The sequence below is a fragment of the Pseudomonas sp. ML96 genome, assembly GCF_000761545.1.
Taxonomy (GTDB): Bacteria; Pseudomonadota; Gammaproteobacteria; order Pseudomonadales; family Pseudomonadaceae; genus Aquipseudomonas.
Map to the genome: position 1 here is coordinate 26641 of NZ_JPMY01000009.1, position 25843 is coordinate 52483.

The 25843-nt window shown below is 57.9% G+C and carries 28 protein-coding genes and 2 pseudogenes; 17 read left to right on the top strand and 13 right to left on the bottom strand.

Annotation, left to right across the window (positions count from 1 at the left end; all coding sequences use genetic code 11):
- Positions 1-11: 11 nt before the first annotated feature.
- The 5 genes and pseudogenes from IP89_RS05775 to IP89_RS22940 form a co-directional block, all read right to left on the bottom strand.
- Positions 12-953, bottom strand: coding sequence for a hypothetical protein (locus tag IP89_RS05775; protein WP_156114994.1), 942 nt, complete (start codon positions 951-953; stop codon positions 12-14).
- Positions 954-1826 carry a phosphodiester glycosidase family protein gene (locus IP89_RS05780; protein ID WP_081963182.1) on the bottom strand — a complete coding sequence of 291 codons (873 nt, stop codon included), beginning with the start codon at positions 1824-1826 and terminating at the stop codon, positions 954-956.
- Between the two features lie 149 nt (positions 1827-1975).
- Positions 1976-2647, bottom strand: coding sequence for a TetR/AcrR family transcriptional regulator (locus IP89_RS22695; protein ID WP_052080974.1), 672 nt, complete (start codon positions 2645-2647; stop codon positions 1976-1978).
- A gap of 201 nt (positions 2648-2848) precedes the next feature.
- Complete coding sequence (locus tag IP89_RS22935) at positions 2849-3775, bottom strand: alpha/beta fold hydrolase (RefSeq protein WP_218185987.1); 927 nt, start codon at positions 3773-3775, stop codon at positions 2849-2851.
- A gap of 146 nt (positions 3776-3921) precedes the next feature.
- Positions 3922-4428 (bottom strand): annotated as a pseudogene (locus tag IP89_RS22940) (SDR family NAD(P)-dependent oxidoreductase); the annotation flags it as partial.
- Between the two features lie 200 nt (positions 4429-4628).
- Between IP89_RS22940 and IP89_RS23270 the strand changes: the two are divergent.
- The 6 genes from IP89_RS23270 to IP89_RS22700 all read left to right on the top strand — a co-directional run bounded on the left by IP89_RS23270 (position 4629) and on the right by IP89_RS22700 (position 10228).
- Positions 4629-5021, top strand: a complete 393-nt coding sequence (locus IP89_RS23270; protein ID WP_156114995.1) for a hypothetical protein — start codon at positions 4629-4631, stop codon at positions 5019-5021.
- Between the two features lie 29 nt (positions 5022-5050).
- The gene (locus IP89_RS05795; RefSeq protein ID WP_256203109.1) at positions 5051-5878 is read left to right on the top strand and encodes a hypothetical protein; all 828 of its coding nucleotides are present in this window, start codon (positions 5051-5053) and stop codon (positions 5876-5878) included.
- A gap of 750 nt (positions 5879-6628) precedes the next feature.
- Positions 6629-7123 (top strand): toll/interleukin-1 receptor domain-containing protein, encoded by a 495-nt coding sequence (locus tag IP89_RS22945; RefSeq protein ID WP_081963185.1) that lies wholly within the window; start codon positions 6629-6631, stop codon positions 7121-7123.
- 21 nt (positions 7124-7144) lie between these two features.
- Positions 7145-7642 carry a TIR domain-containing protein gene (locus IP89_RS05805; RefSeq protein ID WP_043308338.1) on the top strand — a complete coding sequence of 166 codons (498 nt, stop codon included), beginning with the start codon at positions 7145-7147 and terminating at the stop codon, positions 7640-7642.
- A 55-nt stretch (positions 7643-7697) separates the two neighbouring features.
- The gene (locus IP89_RS05810; RefSeq protein WP_043308339.1) at positions 7698-9122 is read left to right on the top strand and encodes an SIR2 family protein; all 1425 of its coding nucleotides are present in this window, start codon (positions 7698-7700) and stop codon (positions 9120-9122) included.
- A gap of 152 nt (positions 9123-9274) precedes the next feature.
- Positions 9275-10228, top strand: coding sequence for a hypothetical protein (locus IP89_RS22700; protein WP_052080976.1), 954 nt, complete (start codon positions 9275-9277; stop codon positions 10226-10228).
- Here IP89_RS22700 and IP89_RS23855 read toward each other — a convergent pair.
- A pseudogene (locus IP89_RS23855) lies at positions 10200-10397 on the bottom strand (tetracycline resistance efflux system leader peptide); the annotation flags it as partial. The gene IP89_RS22700 and the pseudogene IP89_RS23855 sit on opposite strands and share 29 nt — an antisense overlap.
- 58 nt (positions 10398-10455) lie before the next feature.
- On the opposite strand from IP89_RS23855, the gene IP89_RS05820 reads away from it, so the two are divergent.
- Positions 10456-11031 (top strand): hypothetical protein, encoded by a 576-nt coding sequence (locus IP89_RS05820; protein WP_043308340.1) that lies wholly within the window; start codon positions 10456-10458, stop codon positions 11029-11031.
- Between the two features lie 22 nt (positions 11032-11053).
- Here IP89_RS05820 and IP89_RS05825 read toward each other — a convergent pair whose 3' ends face one another.
- On the bottom strand, positions 11054-11407 hold the full coding sequence (locus IP89_RS05825) for a toll/interleukin-1 receptor domain-containing protein (RefSeq protein ID WP_256203110.1): 354 nt from the start codon (positions 11405-11407) through the stop codon (positions 11054-11056).
- 818 nt (positions 11408-12225) lie between these two features.
- Positions 12226-12588, bottom strand: coding sequence for a histone-like nucleoid-structuring protein, MvaT/MvaU family (locus IP89_RS05830; protein WP_043308341.1), 363 nt, complete (start codon positions 12586-12588; stop codon positions 12226-12228).
- Between the two features lie 378 nt (positions 12589-12966).
- On the opposite strand from IP89_RS05830, the gene IP89_RS05835 reads away from it, so the two are divergent.
- Positions 12967-13998: a hypothetical protein gene (locus IP89_RS05835; protein ID WP_043308342.1), complete on the top strand. Its 1032-nt coding sequence runs from the start codon at positions 12967-12969 to the stop codon at positions 13996-13998.
- Between the two features lie 250 nt (positions 13999-14248).
- Positions 14249-15052 carry a DNA/RNA non-specific endonuclease gene (locus IP89_RS05840; RefSeq protein WP_052080977.1) on the top strand — a complete coding sequence of 268 codons (804 nt, stop codon included), beginning with the start codon at positions 14249-14251 and terminating at the stop codon, positions 15050-15052.
- Between the two features lie 134 nt (positions 15053-15186).
- Here the strand turns inward: IP89_RS05840 and IP89_RS23280 are convergent, their stop codons facing one another.
- Positions 15187-16122 (bottom strand): TniQ family protein, encoded by a 936-nt coding sequence (locus tag IP89_RS23280; protein WP_156114997.1) that lies wholly within the window; start codon positions 16120-16122, stop codon positions 15187-15189.
- A 369-nt stretch (positions 16123-16491) separates the two neighbouring features.
- On the opposite strand from IP89_RS23280, the gene IP89_RS05850 reads away from it, so the two are divergent.
- Positions 16492-16911, top strand: coding sequence for an MAPEG family protein (locus IP89_RS05850; RefSeq protein WP_043308344.1), 420 nt, complete (start codon positions 16492-16494; stop codon positions 16909-16911).
- Here the strand turns inward: IP89_RS05850 and IP89_RS22950 are convergent.
- Positions 16795-17583, bottom strand: coding sequence for a GDSL-type esterase/lipase family protein (locus IP89_RS22950; protein WP_081963187.1), 789 nt, complete (start codon positions 17581-17583; stop codon positions 16795-16797). The two genes, IP89_RS05850 and IP89_RS22950, sit on opposite strands and share 117 nt — an antisense overlap.
- 337 nt (positions 17584-17920) lie before the next feature.
- On the opposite strand from IP89_RS22950, the gene IP89_RS05855 reads away from it, so the two are divergent.
- Together IP89_RS05855 and IP89_RS05860 are read left to right on the top strand one after the other, a co-directional pair.
- A complete protein-coding gene (locus tag IP89_RS05855; protein ID WP_043308345.1) occupies positions 17921-18400 on the top strand; it encodes an Lrp/AsnC family transcriptional regulator in 480 nt (159 codons plus the stop codon).
- A gap of 94 nt (positions 18401-18494) precedes the next feature.
- Positions 18495-18713: a DUF2788 domain-containing protein gene (locus IP89_RS05860; protein WP_043308346.1), complete on the top strand. Its 219-nt coding sequence runs from the start codon at positions 18495-18497 to the stop codon at positions 18711-18713.
- Positions 18714-18828: 115 nt separating this feature from the next.
- Here the strand turns inward: IP89_RS05860 and IP89_RS05865 are convergent, their stop codons facing one another.
- Positions 18829-19398, bottom strand: a complete 570-nt coding sequence (locus IP89_RS05865; protein ID WP_043308347.1) for a pseudouridine synthase — start codon at positions 19396-19398, stop codon at positions 18829-18831.
- Between the two features lie 188 nt (positions 19399-19586).
- Here IP89_RS05865 and IP89_RS05870 point away from each other — a divergent pair, with 188 nt between their 5' ends.
- Entirely contained in the window at positions 19587-20612 is a 1026-nt protein-coding gene (locus IP89_RS05870; protein ID WP_043308348.1) for an NAD(P)-dependent alcohol dehydrogenase, read from the top strand.
- Positions 20609-21079, top strand: a complete 471-nt coding sequence (locus IP89_RS05875) for a GNAT family N-acetyltransferase (protein ID WP_081963189.1) — start codon at positions 20609-20611, stop codon at positions 21077-21079. Before IP89_RS05870 ends, IP89_RS05875 begins: the two co-directional genes overlap by 4 nt.
- Here IP89_RS05875 and IP89_RS22705 read toward each other — a convergent pair.
- A complete protein-coding gene (locus tag IP89_RS22705; RefSeq protein ID WP_177326842.1) occupies positions 21023-21874 on the bottom strand; it encodes a hypothetical protein in 852 nt (283 codons plus the stop codon). The genes IP89_RS05875 and IP89_RS22705 overlap by 57 nt on opposite strands.
- A gap of 98 nt (positions 21875-21972) precedes the next feature.
- Positions 21973-23439 carry an AMP nucleosidase gene (gene amn, locus IP89_RS05885; RefSeq protein WP_043308349.1) on the bottom strand — a complete coding sequence of 489 codons (1467 nt, stop codon included), beginning with the start codon at positions 23437-23439 and terminating at the stop codon, positions 21973-21975.
- A gap of 162 nt (positions 23440-23601) precedes the next feature.
- Between amn and IP89_RS05890 the strand changes: the two genes are divergently transcribed.
- The 3 genes from IP89_RS05890 to IP89_RS05895 all read left to right on the top strand — a co-directional run bounded on the left by IP89_RS05890 (position 23602) and on the right by IP89_RS05895 (position 25803).
- Positions 23602-24315, top strand: a complete 714-nt coding sequence (locus IP89_RS05890) for a hypothetical protein (protein ID WP_043308350.1) — start codon at positions 23602-23604, stop codon at positions 24313-24315.
- Positions 24316-24388: 73 nt separating this feature from the next.
- Complete coding sequence (locus IP89_RS23500; protein ID WP_177326843.1) at positions 24389-24532, top strand: hypothetical protein; 144 nt, start codon at positions 24389-24391, stop codon at positions 24530-24532.
- Between the two features lie 116 nt (positions 24533-24648).
- The gene (locus IP89_RS05895) at positions 24649-25803 is read left to right on the top strand and encodes an MFS transporter (RefSeq protein ID WP_043308351.1); all 1155 of its coding nucleotides are present in this window, start codon (positions 24649-24651) and stop codon (positions 25801-25803) included.
- The last annotated feature ends 40 nt before the right edge of the window (positions 25804-25843 follow it).

Consider the following 25843-nt stretch of genomic DNA (forward strand, 5'->3'; position numbering starts at 1 on the left):
CAACCCTCGCACTATCTTTTACTAATTAATGTTTTATCTTTCGGCTTTGAGCTAAATGGCGCGGACGCATAGAAGTTCAAACCAGCCAGGCGCGTCCAGTTGTCATAGTTGACCGGCTGATCGCAGTCCAAGCCCTCTTTACCCTTCCTGGTATACCTTGCATTGGGCGTTTTTCGCAGATGGTAGGCACATCCTTTGATCTGGATATACCCATTGTTACCCTCGATATCAAAGTGACCAGCAACGCGCAGTCGCTCTCGGGCCTTGGTATCAAAGTCTAAGAAAATCCGAATTGTTGCCCCATCCTTGAAGCCTCTCACCTGGCCCTCCGGCCAATTCGAGTCGGGAATACTGAAGCTGCCAGTTAAGGTGCTGTCCGTAGCTTGCTTGAGCGTCATGATGCCCATCTGCCCGCCGACCTCGATCTGCCATGTCCCGGAAAGGTTGACCCGATTGGTGTCGCTGCTATCCAAATGGGGGGCTTCTTCAGCTTTAGGCTCAGCGATTTTGAAGCTCAAGATATTTGATTTTACCTGCAGCTCACCCGAGGAGAATGTGGCAATCACATCAGCTGTGTCTGCCGCAGCAAGGGCCTTAAACTCCGTCTTTCCGCTGACAACGGTAGATCCTTTGAACTCATCAGTTTTGATCTGCGAGCCGGACACCTTTGCCAAATGGGTAGCGTCTGCGGAAAACTCCACAACACCCTGCCTAACAGCCCGGCCACCAATTTGGTGTAGCACGGCCTTGATCTCGATATTGCTATTTACCTCTACAACTCCGGCATCAGCAGATATCTCCAACGTGGCCAATGGCGGGTCAAAATAGTCAAAAATCTCTTCTTTAAGAGCCATGAATGCAGCAAAAGTACCAGTACCAACAGCGGCAAGAAGTGCACCTGCCATTGTTAAAATACCGGCGTAAGTTCCAAACCAGCTAACCAAACGATTCATTTATTCAGAAGCCCCAAGCGCAAGCCTCTGATCAAATCTTACGGCGTTAGGAAAGTACGAAAGCCCTGTATCCCCGAAGCTCAAGCCACTTTTAGGCAACAGAATTTGAGCACCAGAGCCACCGTCCATAGCCAAGGCTCTGAGAATTTTTAGCGCGCGTCTGTCGGCAATCTTTTTATAAATCTCTGCAGATTCGAGAATCGTGGCTGCCTCTCCAAACTGCTGAAAAATTCCAACAATAAGAATGTCACCGGCATATGTAACCCCGATAGCGACCCTATTGAATGGGGCATCATGGAGATTCTTGTTAACGTCGACTTTGCCTTTGAATACGATAATCGGCTTGGACTGCACAGCCTCGGACCAGCCGCCAGCCTGCGTCGCGTTATTAGCTGGAATTATCTTCACCTGCCCTTGCTTGTCAGAGACAAGAACGCCTCCATATGACCAGGGCATAAGGGCCGTACGGCGAACACCAGATGCCCTGACCAACCCTATAGGGGTTTCATTGCCGGATCTGCTGTAACCAAAGAACCCGCCATTCACGACAACAAGAGTTTCAGGATTAATAATGCTCTGGTATGCAGACTCCGAAACATCCTTTGCCAGTATCTCGTGCACAGACATGTTTACGGCTTCAGACCGAAGAAAAATCTCTACGACCTGATAGTCATCAAAAATATGGAGGGACATTGAGCCGTTCTTGCCAAGGCTCTTATGCTCTACAGCGTGATTTTTCAAGAAGGCAGAGAACACGCCCTCGGCCTGAGAGACCGCCGGCGCTGCTGAAAAAGCAAACAACAACAGCACACTATGAATCCACTTCAAAGAAACGCTCCCTTGAAACCAAAACGCCAAATGGCTCTGTGCCATTATCTATACCGCTATAGACATAAGCAAGCCGCAGCATTGTTTTGATCGGGAGAGATTTGCAGATTCTATAGCCGGGTGCACGGGCGCTGCCATACACCACGGAACCACTACCGAACAAATTGAACGGCAGGCATAGAGAGACGCTAGAGCTAGCGCCCCAAGGGATTGGGCGCGGTGGTAAGGTAAGAGGATATCCCCATTATCATTACCAGGGTGATATCTACCATTCGATCAATTGGCCGCAGGTAGTTTTCACGAGCCCAGATTGCGGTAACGATAGAAACAGCACCCGTAATCGTGGCGCCAAGCGTTACGATATCTTCTTCTGGGATATTGAGGCCTTTTAGCTTCTCAGCATCCCCAATTGCTGTCCTCAAAATCAAATCACCATAGTTCTTCAATGCACCAAAATACATTCTATCTACGGATTCGCTAACGCCTAGTATTTCGATTTGAGTAATACGCAGGAAGGACGGATCTGTTACGGCCTCGAAATAGCATCTAATCCCAGCTCTAACCAATCCCTCAAGACTGTCATGCTCTTGTCCCAAAATGGCGTCTAGCTTCTTGCTAAAGCCGCTCATGAGATGCTCATAGCAAGCAATCAGAAGCTCTTCTTGATTCTGAAATGACTCGTAGAAGTATCGAGTAGCAAGCCCCGACTCTGTAATGATCGCCCTTACAGTGGTCGCATGGTAACCGCTCGCCGAGAAGAGCCTGATTCCTGCTTCAATGAGCCTTTGACGCCGCTCGGACTTGCGCTCTATGGCTTCCTGGCCGCCGTAGACCCGCTCGCGGGGCTTACTTTCTGCATCGCTCATAGCTCGACTCAAACCCTAATAGCTGACTGAGTACAACGATATCAAGATCCAATATATTTAACAATTTCATTTCAGAGTTATAAGTCAACCTATTTCGCACGCTGAAATCCGAGCAAACTGAAAGGCATAAAAATCCATAACCATCCCAGATAAAAAAAAGCCCCCTGCGCGTTACAGGAGGGCTTAAAGAAAGCTGAGCATTTATCGGGAGGGATGCACAGCCTTTGCATGCCCATCGATATAGGCAGCAAGCTCGGGGGCAAGCTCTGAGGTCAACTCATGCCGCATACCCTGGATAGATACAAATTTTGCACCCTTTATTGCGTTAGCCGTAGCTTCGCCACCGCTCGGGTGAACCATTTTTTCAACGTCACCATGCAACACTAGCGTGGGAGCAACAATTCTTTTGAGCTGAGCGGTTCGATCTCCCGACTTCATAATTGCCCCAATCTGTCTCCCTACAGAAAGATGCAAGCTCATTCCATCTGTTCGACCCCATGCCTGATCGGCATATTCACGACGCATTGCTTCTCTGGCTTCAGTCCAAGAAGAACCAACATGTCGAAGTACTTTCAGCATGCCATCAATTCCTTGCTCTTTATTCTTCGGAGCAAACGCAGAGGCTATCAACTTAATTGTTGATTTAGCAGGCTGCCCAACCGACCGGTCGCCTGTTGTCGAAAAGATAGAGGTGAATGTTCTCACAAGCTCTGGGTATCGCGCGGCAAGAGTTTGCCCAATCATTCCACCCAATGACATGCCAACAACATGAACTGGACCTCGCCTGATGTGCCGGATTAGCCGTGCAGTATCATCAGCCATATCGCCAATATCGTAGTTATCAGCAGGAGCCACTTTAAACAGATGGTTCAGCTTGCTCGGGCCGGAGGTGTCAACTCTGGAGGACCTGCCAACATCGCGATTGTCGAAAGCGATAACGAAGTAGTCGCGGCTAATTAGCTCTTCGATTAGCTCCCGCGGCCATGAGTCAAGCTGCAATCCAACACCTGCGATTAAAAGCAATGGTTCACCGGTCAGCGGCCCATAGGTGCGGTAACAGATGCGCATTCCATCAGCAAGAATCGCGTACATATCTCGCGTCCACACATCTTCAACAATCATATTCATTCTATATAGCCTTCACGCCTTAGCCCTGAAGCCTGCTTAAGCGAGGCTCATAAACTGAGTTTCTGCACTGTCTCTACCTCGGGTATATTCACCCAAGCTGAGGAATGAGGGCCCAGATGAAAATGAGCCCTTTCGTGCAAGTAATTTCAGCTCGCCCTGGCTTTGCGTCCCTTGCGCATCATCGATACAAGAATGCGCTGGTACAGCGCCGGCATAGTCCGCGGCATAAGATCGAAGATATATGCATCGCCACCAATAAGAATTCGGCGCTTGTCCTTCTGGACACCGTTAAGAATGACCTCTGCCGCCTTCTCTGCGGTGGTGCGCATGACCTGATCCTGGAACGCTTTACGTACCGCGTCAGGCTTGGCCCCAGTCACTTGGCCTACGCTCTCGTTCATACGAGCCGACTTTGCAATGTTGGTATGAATGCCACCCGGGAGGACGCAGCTGGCCGACACCCCGCACTCCTCCATGTCTAGTTCCTGACGCAGAGACTGAGTGAAGCCATGAACTGCGGACTTGGTCAGGTTGTATGCGCTCATACCAGGTGTGGCGAGCAGCGCTGCAGTACTTGAGACGTTAACGATATGGCCGTCACCGGTTCGTTTCAGGTGAGGCAAGAACGCTTTGGTGCCATATAGTCTCCCGAAGACCAGGGGGCTCGATCGCTCTCCCGTTGAGGCCAGAACACTTCGATAGTCGAATGAAGCGCGAAGCTAAGGCGCTGAGTGAGTCGCGCCATCCGATGCCACGACCATGAGTTTGCTCATGTACTCTCGCGAGCTTCGCAAGCATCGTCGCGTGCGACAGCGGTTCGGTTACCGCGCCCACAATTCACAGGAGTTTTGAGTTGAGCAATTTCTCGCAGAGCACGCGCGCGCACGGGAGTAACAGCCGTATGAGATGGTTTGTTGCTATCACAGTGGTCGCTTTGGTCGCGCTCTTGGTTGCAGCAGCAGTGGTTCAAAATCGTGGGCTGCAGCTTGATGCGAAGCAGTATGGGATCAGTGTGAAACTCGACCCGGCCGCGCAACCGGCTACCCCTACTATGACCACCCACAACGCAGGTTCCCCCATCGTCACTGCGCCAAATGCTCAGGTCGAGGTCCACGTCATCGGGCCAACTACATCGGCATCTGCACAACTCTCTGCAAATGACGGCATCTCCACTCGTGGAGCGGCATCACCGATCGTGACCGGGCAAGGCGCCGTGGTTAAGTCCGTAGTTGATACCCGGCCATGAGGGGGGCCACATTTCGCAGTGCAGCAGCAATGCTTTCGATGCTGATGATGCCCCCACTGGCCCTGGCGCAATCGCCAAGCATGCAGACCACGGGCCCATGCTCGTCCATCGTCAGCGGTGAGGGTGCATCGGGAACGAGCTATTGCATTGGTATCACCGACGAAGCTTTGAAACGCCTAACCAACATCACTGCAACCACCCAAGACCGCAGGCTCTTTGTTGCTGAGACTTGGCTCAGCCCGACAGCGATGTTCGGACGGCCCAGCGGTGATAAGAAATCTGTTAACGAAATAGCTTTCTTGTCAGTACGCGCGACGAACATCACCGCGGCGCCCATTGTACTGACAGCCGCCAAGTGGGAGATCGTGCAGGCGAGAAATCTGTCGAAAGCAGGCGGCTCGTACGGCTTCAAGAACTTGCTGTGGCCTGCGCTTTCAGCGAACAAGCCAATCAAGATCGAGGCCGGAGAACAGGTCGATATCAAGCTCGGTGAAGGACTACAACTGACCGGCATGGCCAGTCGACTGCGTAAAAACCGTGACTTGGACAGTGCCCCTACGTTGCCTCTCGAGCCAACTCGGCTTAACGGAGACAGACACATCAACTGGTTCGCCGAGCAGATGAGGCTGCTGTACGGAACCGATGCCAAGCTGCGACTCACGCTGTATGAAGGGGACTACAAGCCTATCGCCAGTGTGTCTCTACCACTCGCACAGGGCGTGGACTTCTTCTATCGCGGCGAGGCGGTGGATGTGAAAGGCCGTGTGCAATATGCGCCCCGCCTAGCGTACGACGCCTTCCTCGGGCAATACCTCGAAATGCGGGCAAATATGGCGCAGCCGGAAGTTTTGCGCTGAATGCTCAGGCCGCATGCAGGCGTTGAGGGGTAGCCCTTGGCACCTGGCTGCATCACAGGATCGTGCCGGCGTCTGTCGAATTTGGATTCAGCAGGCGTGAATGATTGGCTGCATTCATACAGGCACGTAGATGGTCGCTAGTCAGCCGTTTTCAGGTTCATGCGGAAGCAGAGCGGGATAATCAGTGCCGCCATGATGGAACAACTCATCACGCCCCAGTGCTGAGCCTCCTGGATAGACCCCAGGGAAAGCGCCAGACCGAACACAGCGATACCCAGAGCCCCTCCATAGTTTCGAGCGGTGGTGATGAAACCCGTAGCGGCCCCAACGTGCCGCATGGGGCTAATGATTTGGATGAACAAGATCAGGTTGGGATACAAGAATCCAAGTCCCAACACGTCACTTAAAGCACCAGTTAACTCAGCACGCCCAACGGGGCATTTAAGGTGCACATGGGGAACCTGCCAGTCCCACCATGTGCACCTCTTTTTTTCTGATGCGACAATGTGCTAAACGATCAAGCGCTATTCACATCGTCAATATTCAGAAAATAGCAATTCAATGCGATTTCAACGACGGTAATTAGGAAGGTGCGCAGCCACGAATTCTATTGATTCGCATCAATACTCCTGCACCCAGCAATATGGTTGGCTGCATAAAAATCCACGCACCTACAACATACAGCTCCACTATTGAAATTAGCCGAAAACAGTGATATCAAAACAACATCACACGGAGCGAATGGCTTAAATGATTTCTACAGATTCCCTGCGGAACGCAGCTTTCGGGCGATCAAGGTTCAATACGCAAGGCAAACTCGCTGGGCAGTCCACGATCTTTCTTTGCCATAGCCACAAAGACCAGAATCTTGCGTTCGGATTCTCGCAAATGCTGCAAAACGCAGGATGCAAGGTTTATATCGACTGGCTAGACGAAGAGATGCCGGAAACGCCAAACAAAGAGACAGCCATTCGAATTCGGCAGAAAATCAAAGAGAACGAATACTTTGTATATCTAGCGACGGAGAACTCCTCTCGCTCTCGCTGGTGTCCTTGGGAAATTGGTTATGCTGATGGGGTAAAGGTGCTTGATAGAATCATCATCGTCCCAACAAGAGATCGCGCCACATCCTACGGCCAAGAGTATCTAGGGATTTATCGCCGTCTTGATATAGCTTCAGATGGTCAACTGGCGATATTTGATCCGGTCACGAACGCCGGACGTTACGTTAGGAACATTTGGTAAACAAACGCAAAGGACTATGTGATGGCCCGTAAATGCTTCTTCAGCTTCCACTATCAACCTGATAATTGGCGCGTCAGCACCATTCGCTCAATTGGCGCAATTGAGGGTAACCAGTCCGCACTGGACAATGACTGGGAAAAGGTCACCAAAGGTGGAGATGCTCAGATCGAGAAATGGATTAACTCTCAAATGGAGGGTCGTACCTGCGCAATTATCTTGATCGGTACGAACACTGCCAAACGGAAGTGGATCGATTACGAGATCAAAACAGCGTGGGCTAAAGGGATGGGGGTTCTTGGAATCCACATCCATGGCATAAAAGACTCGCAGGGAAACACATCTCTCAAGGGTAGCAACCCATTCGCGCACTTCACCCTTGGTAGCGAGAAAACGCCACTGTCTTCAATCCTGGAGGTTTTCGACCCTACCGGAGTAGACAGCAAGGCGAAGTACAATCAGATCGCCGACAACATTGATGGCTGGATTGAAAGGGCCATCAAGATCCGCAACAAATATTAAACCTAACAAGCCGATTACTGCTAAACAGTGAGCGGCTTTCGCACGGGTACATAAAATGAAATTCAACGGCGAGATCAATAGCTTCATCCGTGACTTTGTTAAGGATCTCAGCGAGAACAATGCTGCAATTTTTGCAGGCGCTGGCCTCTCAAAGCCATGCGGTTTTGTGAACTGGAAAGAGCTTCTAGCTGACATTGCAGAAGAGCTTGAGCTCAAGATTGATCTCGAAGACGACCTGATCTCATTAGCTCAGTACCACGTCAATAAAACAAAAGGCACAGCCAAGCTCACTCGAAAAATCGTGGAAGAGTTTTCACACCAGGCTGAGCCTTCTGACAACCACAAAATCCTATCTCGGCTTCCGATCAGAACGTACTGGACAACCAACTACGACACCCTCATCGAGGACTCTCTGAAGAAGGCGTACAAGGTTGCAGACGTTAAGCACAAGCTTAGCCAGCTGAATGTCACACGCCCCAAACGGGACGCTGTAGTTTACAAGATGCATGGATGCGTCTCAGATGCTGCCCATGCCATTCTCTACAAGCAACAGTACGAAACTTACTATCGCGACCATGAGCCGTTTGTCACGGCACTCAGCGGCGATCTGGTTTCGAAAACGTTCCTGTTCATTGGGTTCAGCTTTACCGATCCCAACCTGGATTACGTGCTCAGCAGGCTTCACACCTCAACGATCAAAACGCACTACTGCTTTGTGAAGCGCGAAGACGCCGACCCTCGCGATGATGAGGAGACCCAGCAGTACAAACGAAGAAAGCAGGACTTCCGAGTAGAGGATCTCCGTAGGTACGGTATTCAGCCGCTCCTGGTAGATAATTACTCAGACATAACTGAGATTCTCGAGGAGATTGAGCGACGCTACCTCAAGAAAACCGTGTTCATCTCCGGTAGCGCTGAATCCTACGGCGCCTGGGGAAAGGACGAGGCATTGAAGTTCATTCATAACCTCTCTTCAGTGCTGGTTCTGAAAGACCGTCGCATCGTGAATGGATTCGGCTGGGGGATCGGCAGCGCCGTGATCAATGGCGCTCTAGATGCGATCTACCAGCACCCGGAGAAATTCTCCGAGGATCAGTTGGTCATGCGGCCGTTTCCGCAGTTCGCCAGCTCCGATCAGGATCTGAAGGTGCTTTGGGAAGAGTACCGCCAGCGCATGATCGGCCTGGCCGGGATAAGCATTTTTGTATTCGGCAACAAGCTCGATGGCGAAGAGATTGTCATCGCCAACGGCGCAATTCGTGAGGCCGAGATATCCATCGAGCAGAACAGGATTGTCATTCCGGTCGCAGCAACAGGGTTTGCAGCAGCCGAGATCTACAAGCTCGTGAAGGCGAAGCCTGAGCTGTATGACTCCCACAAGTGGCTTCTCACTGTCATCGATGAGATCGCAGATCCAGAGCTGCCCTGGACCACGATCGTGAAGAAGATATCCGAGGCCATTATCAAACTGGATCGGTAGCGGTAGCCCCCTGCCTTAGGGCCCTATATGAGGCCCCTAAGGCAAGCATCACCGGCGCTGAAACTCAGTTGGTGGCCATCACCACCACCCGCTGCTTGATAGAGAACCGGGTTCGCAGCATCTATCACCGACCTGTAGAGACATCCCGCCCAATGCAAGCGATCGCCGACAAGATCCGTCACTACCGCAAGACGTTCCGCCCTCAAGCCTTCTATGCGCTCGATTCACTGGCTCTGTGGCTATCCATCACACTGGCAACGACCATTCTGGGCTTGCTGTTCTTCGACCTGTACCTGCGCATCGCCGAGAGCACACATTTGCTGGGCAAATCCGACCAGGCATTGCTGATGGTTTGCGAGTTACCCATGGTGTTCGGTCTGCTGCAAACCTACTTTCAGGGCGCAGAGCGTCGCTATCGCATGCTTTACCCGGCTGCCAAGCGAGTCCAGCTCAGGACGCCGCATGACTCGCTGGCGAAAGAAAAGCGAGCCTATCTCCGTGAGACCTTCGGCCACGAGGGTGACCTCCGCGTATTGGCCAAAACCCTCATTGAGGAGTGGGAGTGGCGACGTGAGCTTAAAGCTAGAGGCCAAGAACCTTTGCTACGTCGCGCTGCAGGATTCTTCAAGCTACCGTCACCTGGCAACTTCGCCGCTTACCTGACAGGTCTTGTCGCCATCCTGGCCGGTATCGTCATCGCCACGCTGACTAGAGAAGCGCTCTTTTCCGACCTAGAGCAGTTCCTAGCGGATGCCTGGAACCTGATCCTCCAGCTCTGGCTAATTGTCGTGCTCCCAGTAGCCATCTGCATGCTGCCCAGCGCGGTGATCCTGACAGGCCTCAAGCAGATTGGTGAATCGCTCCTCGAGCGATTGGACGATCAGTATCTTAGCTACACCGACTTCTACCGGTTCATCTCAGAACTGTTGGAATTGCACGACAGAGGTGAGCGCCTGCTCTTGCGAAAGACAAGAGCGTGGGCTTACTGGACCGTTCGACTGACTATCTCCCCGATACAAGACCTACCACGCGTGGTGCGGCGTATTCGCCGCTCCAGAGCTCTGGCTCGTCGGGTAGCTAAAGCCCGGCATCCGGTCCTGCAGTAAGCCGGCCCGCAAACGAATCAGCCGGAATGGCAGCATAGGAAAGCAGCTCGTATATTCGAAGCCTCGACCAGCCCTCAGGCATCCCCATCTTGAAGAGATCATTTCGAAGCGCGCGAACCTGGTTTAAATCAACGCTGCCATTCTTTAAGCGCACTCTATTCATTGCATTATCCGTGACCGTCTTTTACCAAGGACTCTGCGCGAGCTACCGCCTGCTCGATGATGGAATGATCGAAGGCAGCGACTTCGTCACCCTAGTAATCACGGTAGTGGTAGCCAGCTTTGCCCTCGCATTCCTGAGCGAGCTTTCTGAAGTCTCGATCGGCGGCTATGTGATAAAGCTCCGCGAGGCGAAGAGAGAAGCAGAAGTAACCATCAGCCAACTCCGCGATCTACTTGTTGCGACCTTTGAGCCACAGCTCGAGATGGCCATGCAGGCGGGGGGAATGTTTGGTGACGCGCGAGCCTCAAGGGACTCTAGGGTTGACCGATTCCTTCGGTTGGTGGGGTCAATCGACAAAGCTGGGGTTACAGAGTCTTTGAAGCCTCAGATACGAGACAAGGCGACGCTGCTTGCAAAGCTTCAGTACGCCCGGGTGTCCGACCTAACGAAGGCTGAAGCCATTCGCTTTGATCCTGGTATCCCACTGCCGCTTCCAGCAGAGGTCAAAGCTGGGATATTTAAGGAGACGTCACGGGATACCGTAGCTCAGCTGTACCGTCTCACTCCCGCCGCCATGCAGGAGCTGGCCGATGACGCGGTCGAGGCCTACAGCAAGCTGTACACGCTAGCCCAGCTGTAGACCTCAATCTGTCATACCCAAACTAGAGGGAGACCAGCTCCGCCAGCTTCGCCGCGATGTTTGCCATCGAATCCTCCGCGGTATTTAGGCCACTTCTCGAACCCAGCAGCGGGCTCACTTCGCGAAGAGCTTCGTATGTCGTGCCATGAACGATGGGAACGAGCAGATCACGCGCCAGGAGTGCCGAGAGCTTCTTATCCGCAATCCCCTCTCCCGCGAGGCGACGTAGCAACGCAGGGGTCACCAGCACGACCCCTACACGCGACGCTGCCAGCCCCTTATCGATTTCGCGGAGCAACGTTGTCCCGAGAAGAACATCCTTCTCGCTGAACCAAACGGAAACACCGCGCGACTCGAGCAGGTCGTGCAGATCCATGGCCGCGCCGTTCCGGTCGTCCCATGCATGGCAAAGAAAGACGTCCCGAAGATTGCTTACAGCAGCGCGCTTTTCGACGGTCTCACGGAATGGCGTGTAGAGTCCGCGCCTCGGCCGGCGTATACACCAGGTAGGAACTTGATCGCGACCAACGAGGTTTTTACGCCGCCGCCACCTCCGGCACTGCTGCGGCCTCCCCCACCACTACCTCCGCTCACGAACGATGGATAGGGTGATGGCGAGTAGGTGAGTCGACCGTTTGTTGAGACCAAGCCTCAACCTCTCCGGAGAGAGCGAAGGTACTGGTTATGCTCATGGTGATTCCCATGTCTTATTGGTTTGTAACAGTCGCAAGGCGCATCTGAGAAGATGCCGTTATCAAAATATATCTGAGTACGACTGTTGTCAATAGTGAGCAATGGCGTGCCTAATCGCGCCCAAATCCATCCATCAAAGCCCTCTAGAATGGGCATTTCATGGCATTTGTCATTCAGGAATGGCGAGTCGGACCTGTACGAATATTCGACTGAAGCGCTATAGGTCGCGCAGCAGAATGGGGCAACCATCGGCTGATGGGCCCAGAAGGGGGCAGATTTATGAGCCTGGAAGGCTAAGCAGGTCTCGCCCGAAAACGCATGCTCGCCGGACTTGGAGGCCTACCTGATCGGTATCGACAAGAAGATGCCGAGGGAACGAGATGGAGGGCAAACCCGGAGAATCACTAGATGGTTGATCGACTGGAAGGTCAGGCCCAATCGCTCATTGGATTACTCGTGCTTGGAAGGTGCGGTACCGAAGGGGTACCGCACAGCACTGCCTTACTGCAGCCAGCTCTCTACTTTTTCGGCGCCGTACTTTTCCTTCCAGGCCTTAAGCACTTTGTGGTTCCCGCCTTTGGTTTCCACCACCTCACCGTTTTCCGGGTTCTTGTAGACCTTGACCTGGCGCTGGCGGCGCGGGCCGCGACCGGCCGAGGAAGACGGAGAAACTCGGCCGGCTTGTGGGTCGAGGACGTTAATGACATCGCGCAGGCTCATGCCATATTCACCCAGCAGCGCGCGCAGCTTTTCTTCAAACTCAATTTCCCGCTTGAGATTGCCGTCGTTTTTCAGCGCATCAAGCTGTTTCAGTTGAGCGGCGATTTGGGCTTCAAGAGCCTTGAATTCTGCAAGTTTGGACATTGATAAGCCTGCCAGATAGAAAGTTGGTATTTGCGCCTAAGGCACTGTCAATTTAACAAGACTATCTACAAATTATCCAGCTTAAAACATAGTAAAACTCTTATCCCGAAATAACTGCACTCATTTGGTTCGAATTGGAGGAGCACAGTGGAGGCAGCGTCAGCCCCATGGGTAAGAGAGCACGCCCACTAGAGCTCTTCTAAACATGAGTTAAACGCCCTCCGAAGCGTTGGCTCAAGTACTTGGCTCAACGCGCCTTGCGCTTTCACGCGCCATCTACTTTGCTGTCATGGCTGTCTGCCATCACTAAAAAGGTCGTCACGGAGGATGCCTGTTCGAGTGCTTCCGTCGCGCCACTACTCGCACGGAGCATGGAAGATGAAGGCACTTTTCTCACTCACAGGCGCAGCAGTGATGCTGACCCTCAGCGGCTGTAACCTCTTTACAAACTACAAGGTGCTTGAAGCAAACGAGCGCCTGGCAATCGTTACCGATGCGACGGAGCAAATTGGGAATGGTCAGTCCGAGGACTTCTCTATTACTTGCCCAGAGGCTAGCCCCGACGCCTTGATGATGTTGGCCGGTAGCGTCAGCGGTGAATCGAAAGCAGGCGTGAATCTCGCAGCAGCGTTCTCTGAAAACGGAGCCAACATTGGCCTTCGAACCCATTCGATACAGCTTCTGCGCGATCAGCTATTCAGCATCTGCCAGGGATACGCAAACCGAGGTCTGAGTCGATTTACCTATCAGACGCTACTGAAGAAAAACCAAGAAAACACGATCGCGCTAATGGCTATAGAGCAGTTGACCGGCGTCCTCAAAGCTCAACAGGTAACCATAAAAACTGACGCAAAAGCGGACGCCTCCTCACTAGTCAAAAAGACCGACGATCTGGCGAAGGCCCGCGACAAGCTAAAGGCTATTAAGGATCAAGAATCGCAAGAGGCTAAGGACCTAAAGACTTCGATAGCCGCCCTTGAGAAAGACCTAGAAAACAGCCAGAAATCCACAGCCACTGCTAGTGGGACCGCTGTCGTCGCCGTTCCCGAGACCAGGGACTCCAACCTAACTGCTGCTAACGTGCAGACCATTACAGCAGCCGTAACAACTCTGGCCCTTGAGGTTATAAGAAACAATAAGGCTGACATGATGTTTACGTGTTCTGACGTTCTGCAATCTCGACCGTACATACTCAAGACAGAGTTAAATGCGAAAAAGAAACCCGTGAATTTTACCCCACTTGAGTCCGCTTGCCGTGACTATGTAAAAGCGAAGCTCCTCGCTGAGACCTCCGAAGCAAACCTGCAATTAATTAAAACTGACAACACAGGCCAGACGATAAATCCGATTTTGTTTCAGAAGTTGAAGGAGTTACGAGAAACGGAGGCAGCGCCGTATACGACTCAGTGACTGAGATTCACTACCTCAAAAGGTCACGCGTCGCTTAGGAGCGTTTGAGTTAGGGGATCAGTGCTATCCTCTGCTCGCTGCCCAAGAGCTTCCTCTCCCAGACCACGTGCTGGTGATGAAACTTGGTTTCGGCGGCCTCTCGGGGCCGCCCTCCCCTCAGCGATACCAAACCCAGGTTTCACACACCTCCAGCAGCAGCGCTAACGCCTGTGTGCTGCGCTATGCCCCACCTCGACTCAAGGAAGAGCCGATGCGACGTCTGTTTCTCCTCCAACTGCTGGCATTGAGCTCTTGCACCCCGGTAGACCTCATCTCGCCTACACCAGAATCACCGCGGGAAGCTCCTGCAGTCCTTACCGACGGAGCTCCACTGGAGAAGCTCGACTATGGCCGCTTCCAGATCTGGTATGACTGCCAGCTGGGTGAGCCTCATCGCTTCACATACATCGTCGGCCGCGACACAGGGAGCCTAGTGCGGGTAGACAATTTCCGTATAGACAGAAGTCTTCCTCCAGATTGCAAAGGCCAGCACTCTGCTGAGTCATATAAGGAGCCCAAAGGATTCCATCGTGGTCACCTCGCACCGAACAACCATTTTGACGACAGTCGCCAGGCGATGAACGCCTCCAACCTGATGACCAACATCGTCCCCCAGCTCGCCTCCCATAACTCGTATACCTGGTACCAAACCGAGAAGCTGACCGAGTGCCTGCGCGATATCAGGCCAGTCCGAGTTATTGGTGGAGTGGTTTTTGGCGATGGCCCTAAAGATCTGGAGAACGACGGCTTCGTTCAGTCTCATGGCATAGCCACGCCGGAAGCTTTCTGGAAAGTGCTACTGACCGAGGATCAGGTAGGACAGCCCATAGTGATTGGGTGGTGGATACCACACGAAGCCAACCTCGGTACCAATCTTGATCCCTTTGTTCGGACGGTCCGTGAGATCGAGATCCTACTTGGCCCCTACGACCTACCGATCGACGTACCCGAGGAGCTAAAGGACATTCGCCCCTCCAGCAGCTGGCCAGTGCCTGCAGGCTGCAATACCGAGTGATCGCTTACCAAGCGATCACACTCGAAACTCGGTTTTAGATGCAGCTTTAATAGGGATAGCTGCAATCAGCACTTGGCCACTTAATTTGTTTGCAGCAAAAGCTGCAAACAAATTCTCCTTGAGATATTTACTGCTCAATACTGGATTAGCTTTAAACCCTCAGTCTCTGCAGAGTCCTTCCAGACATCCCGCAAATTTTTCACGACCACGCCTGCCTGCTCTGCTGACACAACAAAACCCCTAAAGTCATCAAACAAAGAGAACATCATTCGATAGTAGCCCTGTACAGATGAACCAACACGCCCACCCACGCGGCGACGGTACATCATTTCCTTCATTAGTTTTTTAAGCCCAGGCCTCATCCAATCCAGCACTGAATTCTGACAGTAATTACTTATGGCAAACTGTCTTGAAATGTCCTTCAGAAAGCAGAGATCGTAAAGCCGCTGCCAAACAACCTCATCTACATCATTTAAGCTGTAAGCCCCCTCATACTCACTCAAGTCCTGCAAAAATTTCGCATACTTCAACTGCAGAGGGTCTGCATTTTTGTCTGGGGCGCAATCCCTCAGAGAGACCCCGCAAGAGCAACCGTTCCACAGGACATCCATTTTTTCTTGCGACACACCATACGCCGCAGCGCAGCCAGGGCAACGAGTAATCAAATTAACATTGTGAGCGCTACAGACTAAAACATTCTCCCTTTGATGACCTCTACGCCAATATGTAAAGCCGTACGCCGCCCAATCTTGCTTAACGCAAGCGATACAAATTCTTATATCTCTAGGTCGGCATGCATATGCACCCATGAACCCTAAATCCCTACCCTCTCCCTCAAACTGCCTACCGACGTAGCAGTGGGTATGCCGCAAAGCAAATTCATAAACACCACCGCTGTAACCAATGCTTTTCGCGAAACCCTCTAATTTGGAGCGACTCCACTTTGCAGTTGGCGGACGTATCTCACCGCTGACGTATGAAATACTTCGTTTTTGGTGAAACATCTTCTGCCTATACAGGTAAGACCCAAGCGCCTCATCTACTTGAATTTTTAACTGCACATCTATCACCCAATTGCCTATTTAAACTCAGGAGAGAGCCAGCTCTAACCTGACGAAAACCTCGCCGCTGCGGCAATTTGCAAGACTACACGGTTCTTACAATGCGGCGACTCGCTGCCGTGGCGAAAGCTCGATGCTAAACAGCCCTACCAAAGCTCAGCCAGCAATCAAACACCTAACTGGGCAGGATGGAACTCTCCACCTCCCCCAGCACCCGGCCGACCACAACCCAGCGGCGGGCGACAGACTTTGTTTTTGAGCGACAGACTTTATTTCCAGGAAATAAGGGCTGCGCGACAAAAGCGCACAGCGCATCTAGAGCAATTACTCTAAACAACCTAGACTGGCGACGCCCTATAACCACAACAAGGAGCCGTCATGAACCTCTCACCCACCGCCGTCGCCCTGCTCGGGCTAGTCGCCTGGCCCCTGCTGTTGCTGTTCCTGATCATCAACCAGCGTGGCCTGCTGGTGCTGGGCGGGCGCATGCGGGTCAACGCCTTCGCCCCGGACGGCAGCAATACGCCGAGCGCCTTCGGCCAGCGCGTGATCCGCGCCCATGCCAACAGCCTGGAAAACCTGCCGCTGCAGGCCGCTGTGCTGCTCTATGCCCTGCAGGCCGGGCAGACCGCGATCACCGACCCGCTGGCCTGCGTGCTGCTCAGCGCGCGCATCTTCCAGTCACTGGCGCACCTGATCAGCACCAGCGCGCTGTTCGTCTGGCTGCGTTTCGCCGGCCTGCTGGTGCAGATGCTGGTCCTGGCCTGGTGGCTGCTGCGCCTGTCCGGGCTGGTCTGAGCCGGCGCACAGCAGCGGATCGATCAGGCGCTGCCAGGCGCCGTAACCCTCGGCATTGAGGTGCAGGCCGTCGCCCAGGTAACCCCGCGCGGTGACCACCGCCTGCACATCCAGATAGCGCCAGCCCTGCTGGCGCGCCCACTGCCGTAGTTGCCCATTCAACTCGTCCACCTGGCGATTGATGGCCTGGTGATTCACGTGCAGCGGCGTCACCCGCAGGGTCGACTGCAGGATCGGCGTGATGCCGGCGGAGTCGAGCTGCATGAGAATTGCCCGGTAGTTGTCCAGCAACACCTCCAGCGGCACACCGTGGCGCAGGTCGTTGATGCCGATCATCAGCAGCGCCTGCTCGGCGCCGGCGGCCTCGGCCAGTTGCAGATGGCTGCGCAGCTCGCCGGTGGTGGCACCGGACACGCCGAGGTTGAGCGGCACCGGGCAACCGGGGCCTGCACTCCAGCGGCGGCCGGCGGTGATGGAATCGCCGAGCAGCACCATGCGCGCCTTGCCTTCGGTGGCATGCAACCTGGCGTAGGCCTGCGCCACGCGCTGCTCGCGGCTGAGTGCAGGCGCGCTCTGCCGACCGGAATCCAAGGCCTTGTAGCAGGCAAGCAGCAGCACCGCGGCGAGAAGCAGCAGGCCGGCGCGGCGGCGGAAGTCGGGAGAAAGTGGCATGCGTCGATCTTGCCGCAGGCGCAAAGAAAAAGGGGAGGCTCCAGGCCTCCCCTTTTTCTTGTCCGTCGCGTGCAATTTTGTCACCGCTTCTTTCCTCGCCCGCCTGGTTGGGCAGTGCGGACCCGGGAGCCTGCACGATCCGGTGGGACCGCCGGCACCGCGGCACCTGATTGAGCGCCGTGGGTGGACAACAACGTCCGGGCCTTGAAACTGAGGGAAAGCTTAACGAGCAGAACCTGCCAAGGGATTGCGAATATTGCTCACCACAAGCTCACTTGCGCAATTATTCATCACTGATAGATTATTCAGCGCAATCCACGCATAAAGAAGGCGAGCAATGAACAAACTGGACCGTTATGACCTGCGCATTCTTGCCGAATTGCAGCGCGACGCGCGCATCTCCAACCAGGAGCTGGCCGAACGTATCGGCCTGTCACCCTCGCCCTGCTCGCGCCGGGTCAAGCAGCTCGAGGACGACGGCTACATCGCCCGTCAGGTCGCCCTGCTCGACCGCAAGAAACTCGGCCTGTCACTGACCGCCTTCGTCCTGATCGGCATGGACCGCCACACCCCGGAGCGCTTCGAGCACTTCCAGTCGGTGATCCGCCAGTGCCCCGAGGTGCTGGAATGCAGCCTGGTGACCGGGATGGACGCCGACTACCAGCTCAAGGTGGTGGTGCCGGACATGGACCACTACCAGAAATTCCTCCTCGGCCAGCTGACCCGCATCGAGGGTGTGACCAGCGTGCGCTCCAGCTTCGTGCTCAACCAGGTGCTGTCCAGCACCGAGCTGCCGCTGGAACACCTGCGCGGCTGAACGTCGCAGCGCCGACCGGCGTCTACTGCGCTGCGCGCGGGCGCGCGTATAATCGCCGCCCCGCCGCAGTCCCAGTCATTCCCGCGAGGTCGCCATGGAAACCGAACAGTTCGAAAACCTGATGATGTACGTCCTGGTCGGCGGCCTGATGCTGTTCATGTTCTTCATCATCTGGGACCTGGCGAAGAAGTCCAAGGCCGGCCGTCTCGGCACCGCCATCCTGTTCCTCGGCCTGGGCCTGTGCCTGTTCGCCTTCCTGGCCAAGCCGCTGATCACCTACATCATCGAAGTGACGCGCGGCATCCACGGCTGAGTGTCGATTTCCTGAGCAACGGGCGCCAGCCAGCGCCGTTGCTCGGCGGTAGCCATCGGCTCCCAGACCATCCACAGAGTCATCCACAGCTATCGGGGATATCTCGGGGTGCCGTTCAGTCCAGGCGCGCCGGCAGATCCGTCCACTCGCCCGGTTGCAGCCCGTCCAGGCTCCAGGGCCCGATACGCACCCGCACCAGCCTGAGTGTGGGCAGGCCGACGGCGGCGGTCATGCGCCGCACCTGGCGATTGCGCCCCTCGCGGATCACCAACTCCAGCCAGGCGGTCGGCACGCTCTTGCGAAAACGCACCGGCGGATTGCGCTCCCACAGCTGCGGTTCTTCCAGACGGCGCGCCTCGGCCGGCAGGGTCGGGCCGTCGTTGAGCGGCACGCCCTCGCGCAACTGCCGCAGCTGCTCCTCGCTCGGCTCGCCCTCCACCTGCACCCAGTAAGTCTTGGCCAGCTTGTGCTTGGGGTCGGCGATGCGCGCCTGCAGGCGACCGTCGTTGGTCAACAGCAGCAGCCCCTCGCTGTCGCGATCCAGGCGCCCGGCCGGGTAGACGCCGGGCACGGCGACGAAGTCCTTGAGGGTGGCGCGGCCCTGCTCGTCGTTGAACTGAGTGAGCACGTCGAACGGCTTGTTCAGCATGAGCAGCCGCGGCTCGGCCGGCGGCGCCTTTGCCACCCGGCGCGGGGCGGGAGCTGCGCTAGAACGGCGCGGAGCGGGGGAACGGGGAGGACGCGGCATGGCTGGGTCACGCTGGGGAACAAGGCGGCAGTTTAACCGAGCGCTATCAACGGCGCTGATGATGCACGCAGAAGGAGGCTCTGCGACTATGCTGCTCGCATCGAATCGACCGCAGGGGACGCACCATGAGCAACGAACTCGCCACCTTCACCGGCTGGGCCGCCACCGCACCGGGCGCCCCCCTCGAACGCCACAGCTACGACCCCGGCCCGCTGGGCGCCGAAGAGGTCGAAGTGGCGGTGGAATACTGCGGCATCTGCCACTCCGACCAGTCGATGATCGACAACGAGTGGGGCAACGCCCGCTACCCCTTCATCCCCGGTCATGAAGTGGTCGGCACCGTGGTCCGCGTCGGCGACCAGGTGCGCGGCCTCAAGCTCGGTCAGCGCGTCGGCATCGGCTGGTACAAGGGCAGCTGCATGCATTGCGGCTCGTGCATGGAAGGCTCGCATAACCTCTGTCGCACCGTGAAACCGACCATCGTCGGCAGCCACGGTGGCTTCGCCGATCGCCTGCGCTCGCACTGGGCCTGGGCCGTGGCGCTGCCGGAAGGCCTCGACCCGGCGCTGGTCGGCCCGCTGTTCTGCGCCGGCTCCACGGTGTTCAGCCCGCTGCTGGAATTCGACGTGAAACCCACCGACCGCGTCGGCGTGGTCGGCATCGGCGGCCTCGGCCACCTGGCGCTGGGCTTCCTCAACGCATGGGGCTGCGAAGTCACCGCCTTCACCTCGTCGCTGAGCAAGCAGGACGAAGCCAAGCGCCTGGGCGCACACAAGGTGGTGGCCTCCACCGACAGCGCAGCGATGAAGGCGATTGCCGGCACCCTCGACTTCCTGCTGGTCACCGCCAGCGCCGACCTGGACTGGAACGCCCTGCTCGCCACGCTGCGTGGCAAGGGTCGCCTGCACTTCGTCGGCATCGTGCCGAGCGCCATCCCCACCCATGTGTTCAGCCTGATCCCACAGCAGAAGAGCCTGTCCGGCTCGCCGGTGGGTTCGCCGAAAACCATGGCGACCATGCTCGAGTTCTGCGCCCGCCACCAGATCCTGCCGCAGGTCGAACAGTTCCCCATGAGCCAGGTGAACGCCGCGCTCGATCACCTGCGCGCCGGCAAGGCGCGTTACCGCGTGGTGCTGGACGCCAGCAAATGAGTGATCTGTTCCACTGGCGGCGCACTGCGCCCTGGCACCTGGGCGCAGTCGATCGCACCGACCGGCCGCGCCTGCTGGAAGTGTGGGAGGCGGCGGTGCGCGCCACTCACCACTTCCTCGCCGAGGAGGACATCCAGTTCTACCGGCGCATGATCGGCGAGCAGTATTTCGACCTGGTGCGCCTGACCTGCCTGCGCGACGCCGAGGGCGCCGTGCAGGGCTTCTCCGGCACCGCCGAGGATCGCCTGGAGATGCTCTTCGTCGACCCCGCCGCCCACGGTCGCGGCTTCGGCAAGGCGCTGCTGCAGGACGCCATCGAGCGCCACGGCGTGCGCCTGGTCGACGTCAACGAGCAGAACCGCGAGGCCCTGGGCTTCTACATCTCCCAAGGCTTCGAGCGCATCGGCCGCTCACCGCTGGACGGCGCCGACCGGCCCTTCCCGCTGCTGCACCTGCGTCTGCGTTGAGTGCAGTGGCGCCTGCGCGCGCCACTGTCGCAAGCCGCGCGACACACCCATCTCCAGCCCGACCAAGGCCAGCATCACCAGTGCCAGTACCAGCAGCGACAGGTAGATCGGCTTGAGCACCTGGCCGACCTGGCGCTTGAACAGCGCCACCAGAAAATCGGCCTGGAACAGTTGCTCCACCCGCGCATCCAGCACCTGCAGCATCACCTCGCGATCCACCCCGGTGTACTTGTTGGCCTGCTCGATCGCCGTATCGCGCACCAGCTCGCCGAGCAACGCCACCTGCAGGTGATTGAGCAGCTCCGCGGAGAGCCGCTCGGCCCAGGAAGCCTCTTCCAGCTCGGGAACCCGCGCCAGCAGTTGCGCCTGCAGATACTGCGCGGCCAGGTGGTTGAGCAGTTGCTGCACGCTGCTGGCCTGCAGCTCGTCGAGCAGCGCCTGCTGATCCTGCTCCTGCAGATAGCCCGAGAAGCCTTGCCAGACGCCACCCGCCACCACTTGCAGCAGCGGCGCGTAGGTATCCAGATGCTTGTTCACCTGTTGCTGGCCGCCATACAGCAGACCGGCCTGCGCGCCGAGGAGAGCGCCACCAAGCGGCAGCAGGAGGAAGTACAGTTTGAGCAGCCAGTGGTGCCAACGCCGCTGGCGAGCGAGCCAGCCATGCCGTTGCCACAACAGCACCAGCAACAGGCCGCCAACGCTGCCGAGCAGCAGGCCCAGGCTGGCGTAGCCAAACAGAGGAAGGAAACTGAACGGCTCCCACAGACCATTCAGCAGGATCTGTGCTTGATCCATGCGCGACACTCCTTGTCGTGAACGAGAGCCGCGCAGCCTAACCCAAGCTCAGGCACGGCGCGTCACGAGCATGGCGCGTTGTGCGTGAGTCGACGAACTCAGCGGAACGGCGGTTCGTCGAAGCTGCGCAGCTTGCGCGAGTGCAACGAGTCGAGCTGGCAGCGCAGCAGGTCGAGGGCGGTGATGCCGATGGCCAGATGCTGGCTGACCGCGCGTTGGTAGAAACCGGTGGCCGAGCCGGGCAGCTTAATCTCGCTGTGCAGCGGCTTGTCCGACACGCACAGCAGCGTGCCGTAGGGCACCCGCAGGCGATAGCCTTGCGCTGCGATGGTGCCGCTCTCCATGTCCACCGCTACGGCGCGCGACAGGTTGATCAGCGGCCGCTCGTGGGCCCAGTGCAGCTCCCAGTTGCGGTCGTCGTAGGTCAGTACGGTACCGGTGCGCAGGCGCTTCTTCAGCGTCTCACCACGTTCGCCGGTGACCTGCGCCGCCGCTTCCTGCAGGGCCTGCTGCACCTCGGCCAGGGCCGGGATAGGGATGTTCGGCGGCAGCACGCGATCCAGTATTCCGTCCCTGCGCATATAGGCGTGGGCCAGTACGTAGTCGCCGATGGTCTGCGACTGCCGCAGGCCGCCGCAGTGGCCGATCATCAGCCAGCAGTGCGGGCGCAGCACAGCCAGGTGGTCGGTGATGTTCTTGGCGTTGGACGGGCCGACGCCGATGTTGACCAGGGTGACGCCGTGGCCGTCGCTGGCGATCAGGTGATAGGCCGGCATCTGGTAGCGGTGCCAGACCACCGCGTCGGCCACCGCCTGGGCATCCTCCTCGCTGGCGTCGCGTTCGATGATGACGTTGCCCGGCAACACCATGCGCACGAAACGCGGGTCGTTGCGCAGCTGCTCCAGGCCGTGGCGGATGAACTGGTCGACGTAACGGTGGTAGTTGGTCAGCAGAATCCACGGCTGCACGTGGCGCCAGTCGCTGCCGGTGTAGTGCTGAATGCGCTTGAGCGAGAAGTCGGTACGCGCCGCATCGAACAGCGCCAGCGGCAGGTCGCTGTCGTCACCCCAGCCGTACAGACCGTCGGCCACCGAGTCGGTGGCGGCGGACAGGTCGGTGCTGGGGAACACCCGTGCAAGTTGAGCGGCGGTCACCCCAGAGCCGGACAGCTCGTCGCCCTGGTCGACCACATAGGGATAGGGGATGTTCTGCTGACTGAAGCCCACTTCGACGGTGACCGAGAAGTCCTCCATCAGCGGCCGCAGCTGGTCCAGCAGATAGCCGCGGAAAGCCTCCGGCTGGGTCACGGTGGCGCGGTAGGTGCCCGGCACCTGGACCTTGGCGTAGGCGCGCACGCTGCTCGGCACTTCGCCCTGGCAGTGGTAGGTCAGGCGCAGCTCCGGGTAACGGAACTGCGCACGCTCGGCCTGCCCTGGCAGGGTGCGCTCCTTGAGGTAGCGCTTGAGCGCCAGGCTCAGGGCATCGGTGGCCTGGCGATGCAGGTCGGCGAGCCGCTCGACGGCCTCCTCGGCAGTGGCGGCGACGATGAAATCGGTAGCGGGCATTGCAGTCACGGGGCAGCTTCCTGGCTGGGATCACGGCTCTATCTTGCGCTCATCGCACCGGCAGCCGCCAGTCGAGTGGCACTTTGCCGCCACTCGGCGGCTGCACGGCAAGACCGCAGCCGAGCATCTAGGCTTGCCCCATGGGTTTCGAGGAGAACCGTCGTGCGCGCCCTGCCGATCATCTGCCTGTTTGTCTGCAGCACTTCACCACTACTGGCCGCCGAACTGGACGGCCGCTACCAGGGCAGCCTCGACGAGCGCCCGGTCGAGCTGATCCTGCGCAGCCATGAGCAGCAGGTGGAAGGCGAATACCTCGAGGGCCAGCAGCGCTTCCGCGTCACCGGCAGCTTCGACGGCCAGACCCTGCAGGCGCAGATCAGCGAGCCAGCCTCCGGCCAGGTACTGGCCAACATGAACGCCAACTACGCCAACGACATGCTCGCCACCAGCCTGGCCGCGCGTAATCCGCACAACGGCGAGACGCTGCTGCGCGAGGCGATGTTCCAGCGCGTGGCACCGCCCCCACCACCGCCAGACCCGAACAAGGACCCGGCGCTGGTCGGCACCTGGGTGTACGAGCAGATGACCAACAGCGAGGGCCTGGAATACGCCTCGCTGACCATGGTCACCACCCTGCGCATCCGCGCCGACGGCAGCATCGAGCAATGGCGGCGCAGCGTGGCCGGTGGCAGCGAATGGACCTACGACCGCCCCGGCGAGCTGCAGTACAGCGGGCGCTGGCGCAGCGACAAGGGCCTGCTGCTGGTGCAGCTCAAGGGTGCACCGGAATTCCAGCCGGCGGCGCATTACCGTTTCGACACGCCCTACCTGGTGACCGAGAGCAACACCGGGCGGATGATCTGGCAGCGCCGTTGAGCGGCGCCGCGTTGACCCACCGCAGCCCGCGCCCTAGACTGCGCGCCCCGCTGAATCACCGAACCCGCTAGCCATGCTGTCGTCCGCCCACCTGCCCTGCTCCGCCCAGCCCGATCCGCGGCTGCTGGCGCGCACCTGGCCGCGTGACGCCAAGCTCAAGCGCCGGCGCAGCGTGCTGTTCGCCTTCACTTTCTCGCCTCCCTCCGCATCTCTCTGAGTCCGCCGGCGCCCCGCCGCGACTCGTCCTTCGTGCCTCGCACCCGCCCCGCCGCCGCGCGTGGGCACTCGTCGTTTTTTGGCCGCGCCCGGGCCGCAAACGGGCTGGAGAGAGAAATGAACAACCGTTATCTGCTCGGCGTGCTGATCTTCGCCGTGTCCGTGGTCGGCCTGAGCATGGGCGCCACTCTGCCGCTGGTTGCCCTGCGCCTGCACGCCGCCGGCGCCGGCAGCCTGGCCATCGGCCTGATGTCGGCCCTGCCGGCGGCCGGCATGATCCTCGCCGCGCTGCTGGTGCACCGTCTGTGCCGCCACTTCAGCGGCCGCCAGCTGTACCTGATCTGCTTCGCCCTGTGCCTGCTGGGCAGCGCCGCGCTGCTGGCGGACCAGGCCCCGCTGCTGGTGCTGGCCAGTGCACGCCTGCTGCTCGGCGTGGGCATGGGCGTGCTGGTGATCCTCGGCGAGTCCTGGGTCAATGAGCTGTGTGACGAGCGCAAGCGCGGCCAGATCGTCGCGCTCTACGCCGCCTGCTTCACCGGCTGCCAGCTCGGCGGGCCGGCGATGATCAGCCTGTTCGGCGCGAGCAGCGCCTGGCCGGTGTGGCTGGTGCTGGCGACCAACCTGATCGCGCTGGCGCTAGTCTGGCGCAGCCTGCCAGCGGACCTCGCGGAAGCCGCCGAAGACGCGCCGCGGCGCTTCTCCCTGCTCGGCTTCGTGCGCATCGCCCCGGCCCTGTGCCTGGGCGTGCTGTTTTTCGCCTTCTTCGATGCGGTGGTGCTGTCGCTGTTCCCGGTGTACGCCAGCAGCCACGGCTGGGCGGTGGGCGTGGCGGCACTGATGGCCAGCGTGATCCTCGGTGGCGACATGCTGTTCCAGGTGCCGCTGGGCTGGCTGTCCGACCGCGTCGACCGCCGTGCCTTGCACCTGGGCTGCGGCGTGCTGACCCTGTCGCTCGGCCTGGCCCTGCCCTGGCTGATCGGCCAGGGCAACCTGCTGTGGCCGGCGCTGGTGGTGCTCGGCGCGGCGGCCGGCGGTATCTACACCCTGGCCCTGGTGCTGATCGGCCAGCACTTCCGCGGCCCCGACCTGGTCACCGCCAACGCCTGCGTGGGCATGCTCTGGGGCGTCGGCAGCCTGCTCGGCCCGCTGCTCAGCGGCGCGCTGATGAGCACCGGCCCGCAGGGCCTGCCACTGGCCCTGTGCCTGGCCGCCAGCCTGTTCGTGGTGGCCGCCTTCGGCGCGCTGCCACTGGCGCGTCGGGTGTTCTCCTAAGGACTGATGGCAAGCCGCCGGCGATTGCGGCATAACGGTA

Bases quoted from the DNA above. Each gene is read 5' to 3' on its own strand.
- IP89_RS05810 (WP_043308339.1), top strand. From the start codon at position 7,698: ATGAAATTCAACGGCGAGATCAATAGCTTCATCCGTGACTTTGTTAAG.
- IP89_RS22700 (WP_052080976.1), top strand. From the start codon at position 9,275: ATGCAAGCGATCGCCGACAAGATCCGTCACTACCGCAAGACGTTCCGC.
- IP89_RS05875 (WP_081963189.1), top strand. From the start codon at position 20,609: ATGAGTGATCTGTTCCACTGGCGGCGCACTGCGCCCTGGCACCTGGGC.
- IP89_RS22935 (WP_218185987.1), bottom strand. From the start codon at position 3,775: ATGAATATGATTGTTGAAGATGTGTGGACGCGAGATATGTACGCGATT.
- amn (WP_043308349.1), bottom strand. From the start codon at position 23,439: ATGCCCGCTACCGATTTCATCGTCGCCGCCACTGCCGAGGAGGCCGTC.
- IP89_RS05850 (WP_043308344.1), top strand. From the start codon at position 16,492: ATGAACCTCTCACCCACCGCCGTCGCCCTGCTCGGGCTAGTCGCCTGG.
- IP89_RS05855 (WP_043308345.1), top strand. From the start codon at position 17,921: ATGAACAAACTGGACCGTTATGACCTGCGCATTCTTGCCGAATTGCAG.
- IP89_RS05830 (WP_043308341.1), bottom strand. From the start codon at position 12,588: ATGTCCAAACTTGCAGAATTCAAGGCTCTTGAAGCCCAAATCGCCGCT.
- IP89_RS05780 (WP_081963182.1), bottom strand. From the start codon at position 1,826: ATGGCACAGAGCCATTTGGCGTTTTGGTTTCAAGGGAGCGTTTCTTTG.
- IP89_RS05775 (WP_156114994.1), bottom strand. From the start codon at position 953: ATGAATCGTTTGGTTAGCTGGTTTGGAACTTACGCCGGTATTTTAACA.
- IP89_RS22950 (WP_081963187.1), bottom strand. From the start codon at position 17,583: ATGCCACTTTCTCCCGACTTCCGCCGCCGCGCCGGCCTGCTGCTTCTC.
- IP89_RS05825 (WP_256203110.1), bottom strand. From the start codon at position 11,407: ATGGATCTGCACGACCTGCTCGAGTCGCGCGGTGTTTCCGTTTGGTTC.
- IP89_RS05860 (WP_043308346.1), top strand. From the start codon at position 18,495: ATGGAAACCGAACAGTTCGAAAACCTGATGATGTACGTCCTGGTCGGC.
- IP89_RS22705 (WP_177326842.1), bottom strand. From the start codon at position 21,874: ATGGATCAAGCACAGATCCTGCTGAATGGTCTGTGGGAGCCGTTCAGT.
- IP89_RS23500 (WP_177326843.1), top strand. From the start codon at position 24,389: ATGCTGTCGTCCGCCCACCTGCCCTGCTCCGCCCAGCCCGATCCGCGG.
- IP89_RS05820 (WP_043308340.1), top strand. From the start codon at position 10,456: ATGATCGAAGGCAGCGACTTCGTCACCCTAGTAATCACGGTAGTGGTA.
- IP89_RS05835 (WP_043308342.1), top strand. From the start codon at position 12,967: ATGAAGGCACTTTTCTCACTCACAGGCGCAGCAGTGATGCTGACCCTC.
- IP89_RS22695 (WP_052080974.1), bottom strand. From the start codon at position 2,647: ATGAGCGATGCAGAAAGTAAGCCCCGCGAGCGGGTCTACGGCGGCCAG.
- IP89_RS05840 (WP_052080977.1), top strand. From the start codon at position 14,249: ATGCGACGTCTGTTTCTCCTCCAACTGCTGGCATTGAGCTCTTGCACC.
- IP89_RS05895 (WP_043308351.1), top strand. From the start codon at position 24,649: ATGAACAACCGTTATCTGCTCGGCGTGCTGATCTTCGCCGTGTCCGTG.
- IP89_RS05805 (WP_043308338.1), top strand. From the start codon at position 7,145: ATGGCCCGTAAATGCTTCTTCAGCTTCCACTATCAACCTGATAATTGG.
- IP89_RS22945 (WP_081963185.1), top strand. From the start codon at position 6,629: ATGATTTCTACAGATTCCCTGCGGAACGCAGCTTTCGGGCGATCAAGG.
- IP89_RS05795 (WP_256203109.1), top strand. From the start codon at position 5,051: ATGCTTTCGATGCTGATGATGCCCCCACTGGCCCTGGCGCAATCGCCA.
- IP89_RS05870 (WP_043308348.1), top strand. From the start codon at position 19,587: ATGAGCAACGAACTCGCCACCTTCACCGGCTGGGCCGCCACCGCACCG.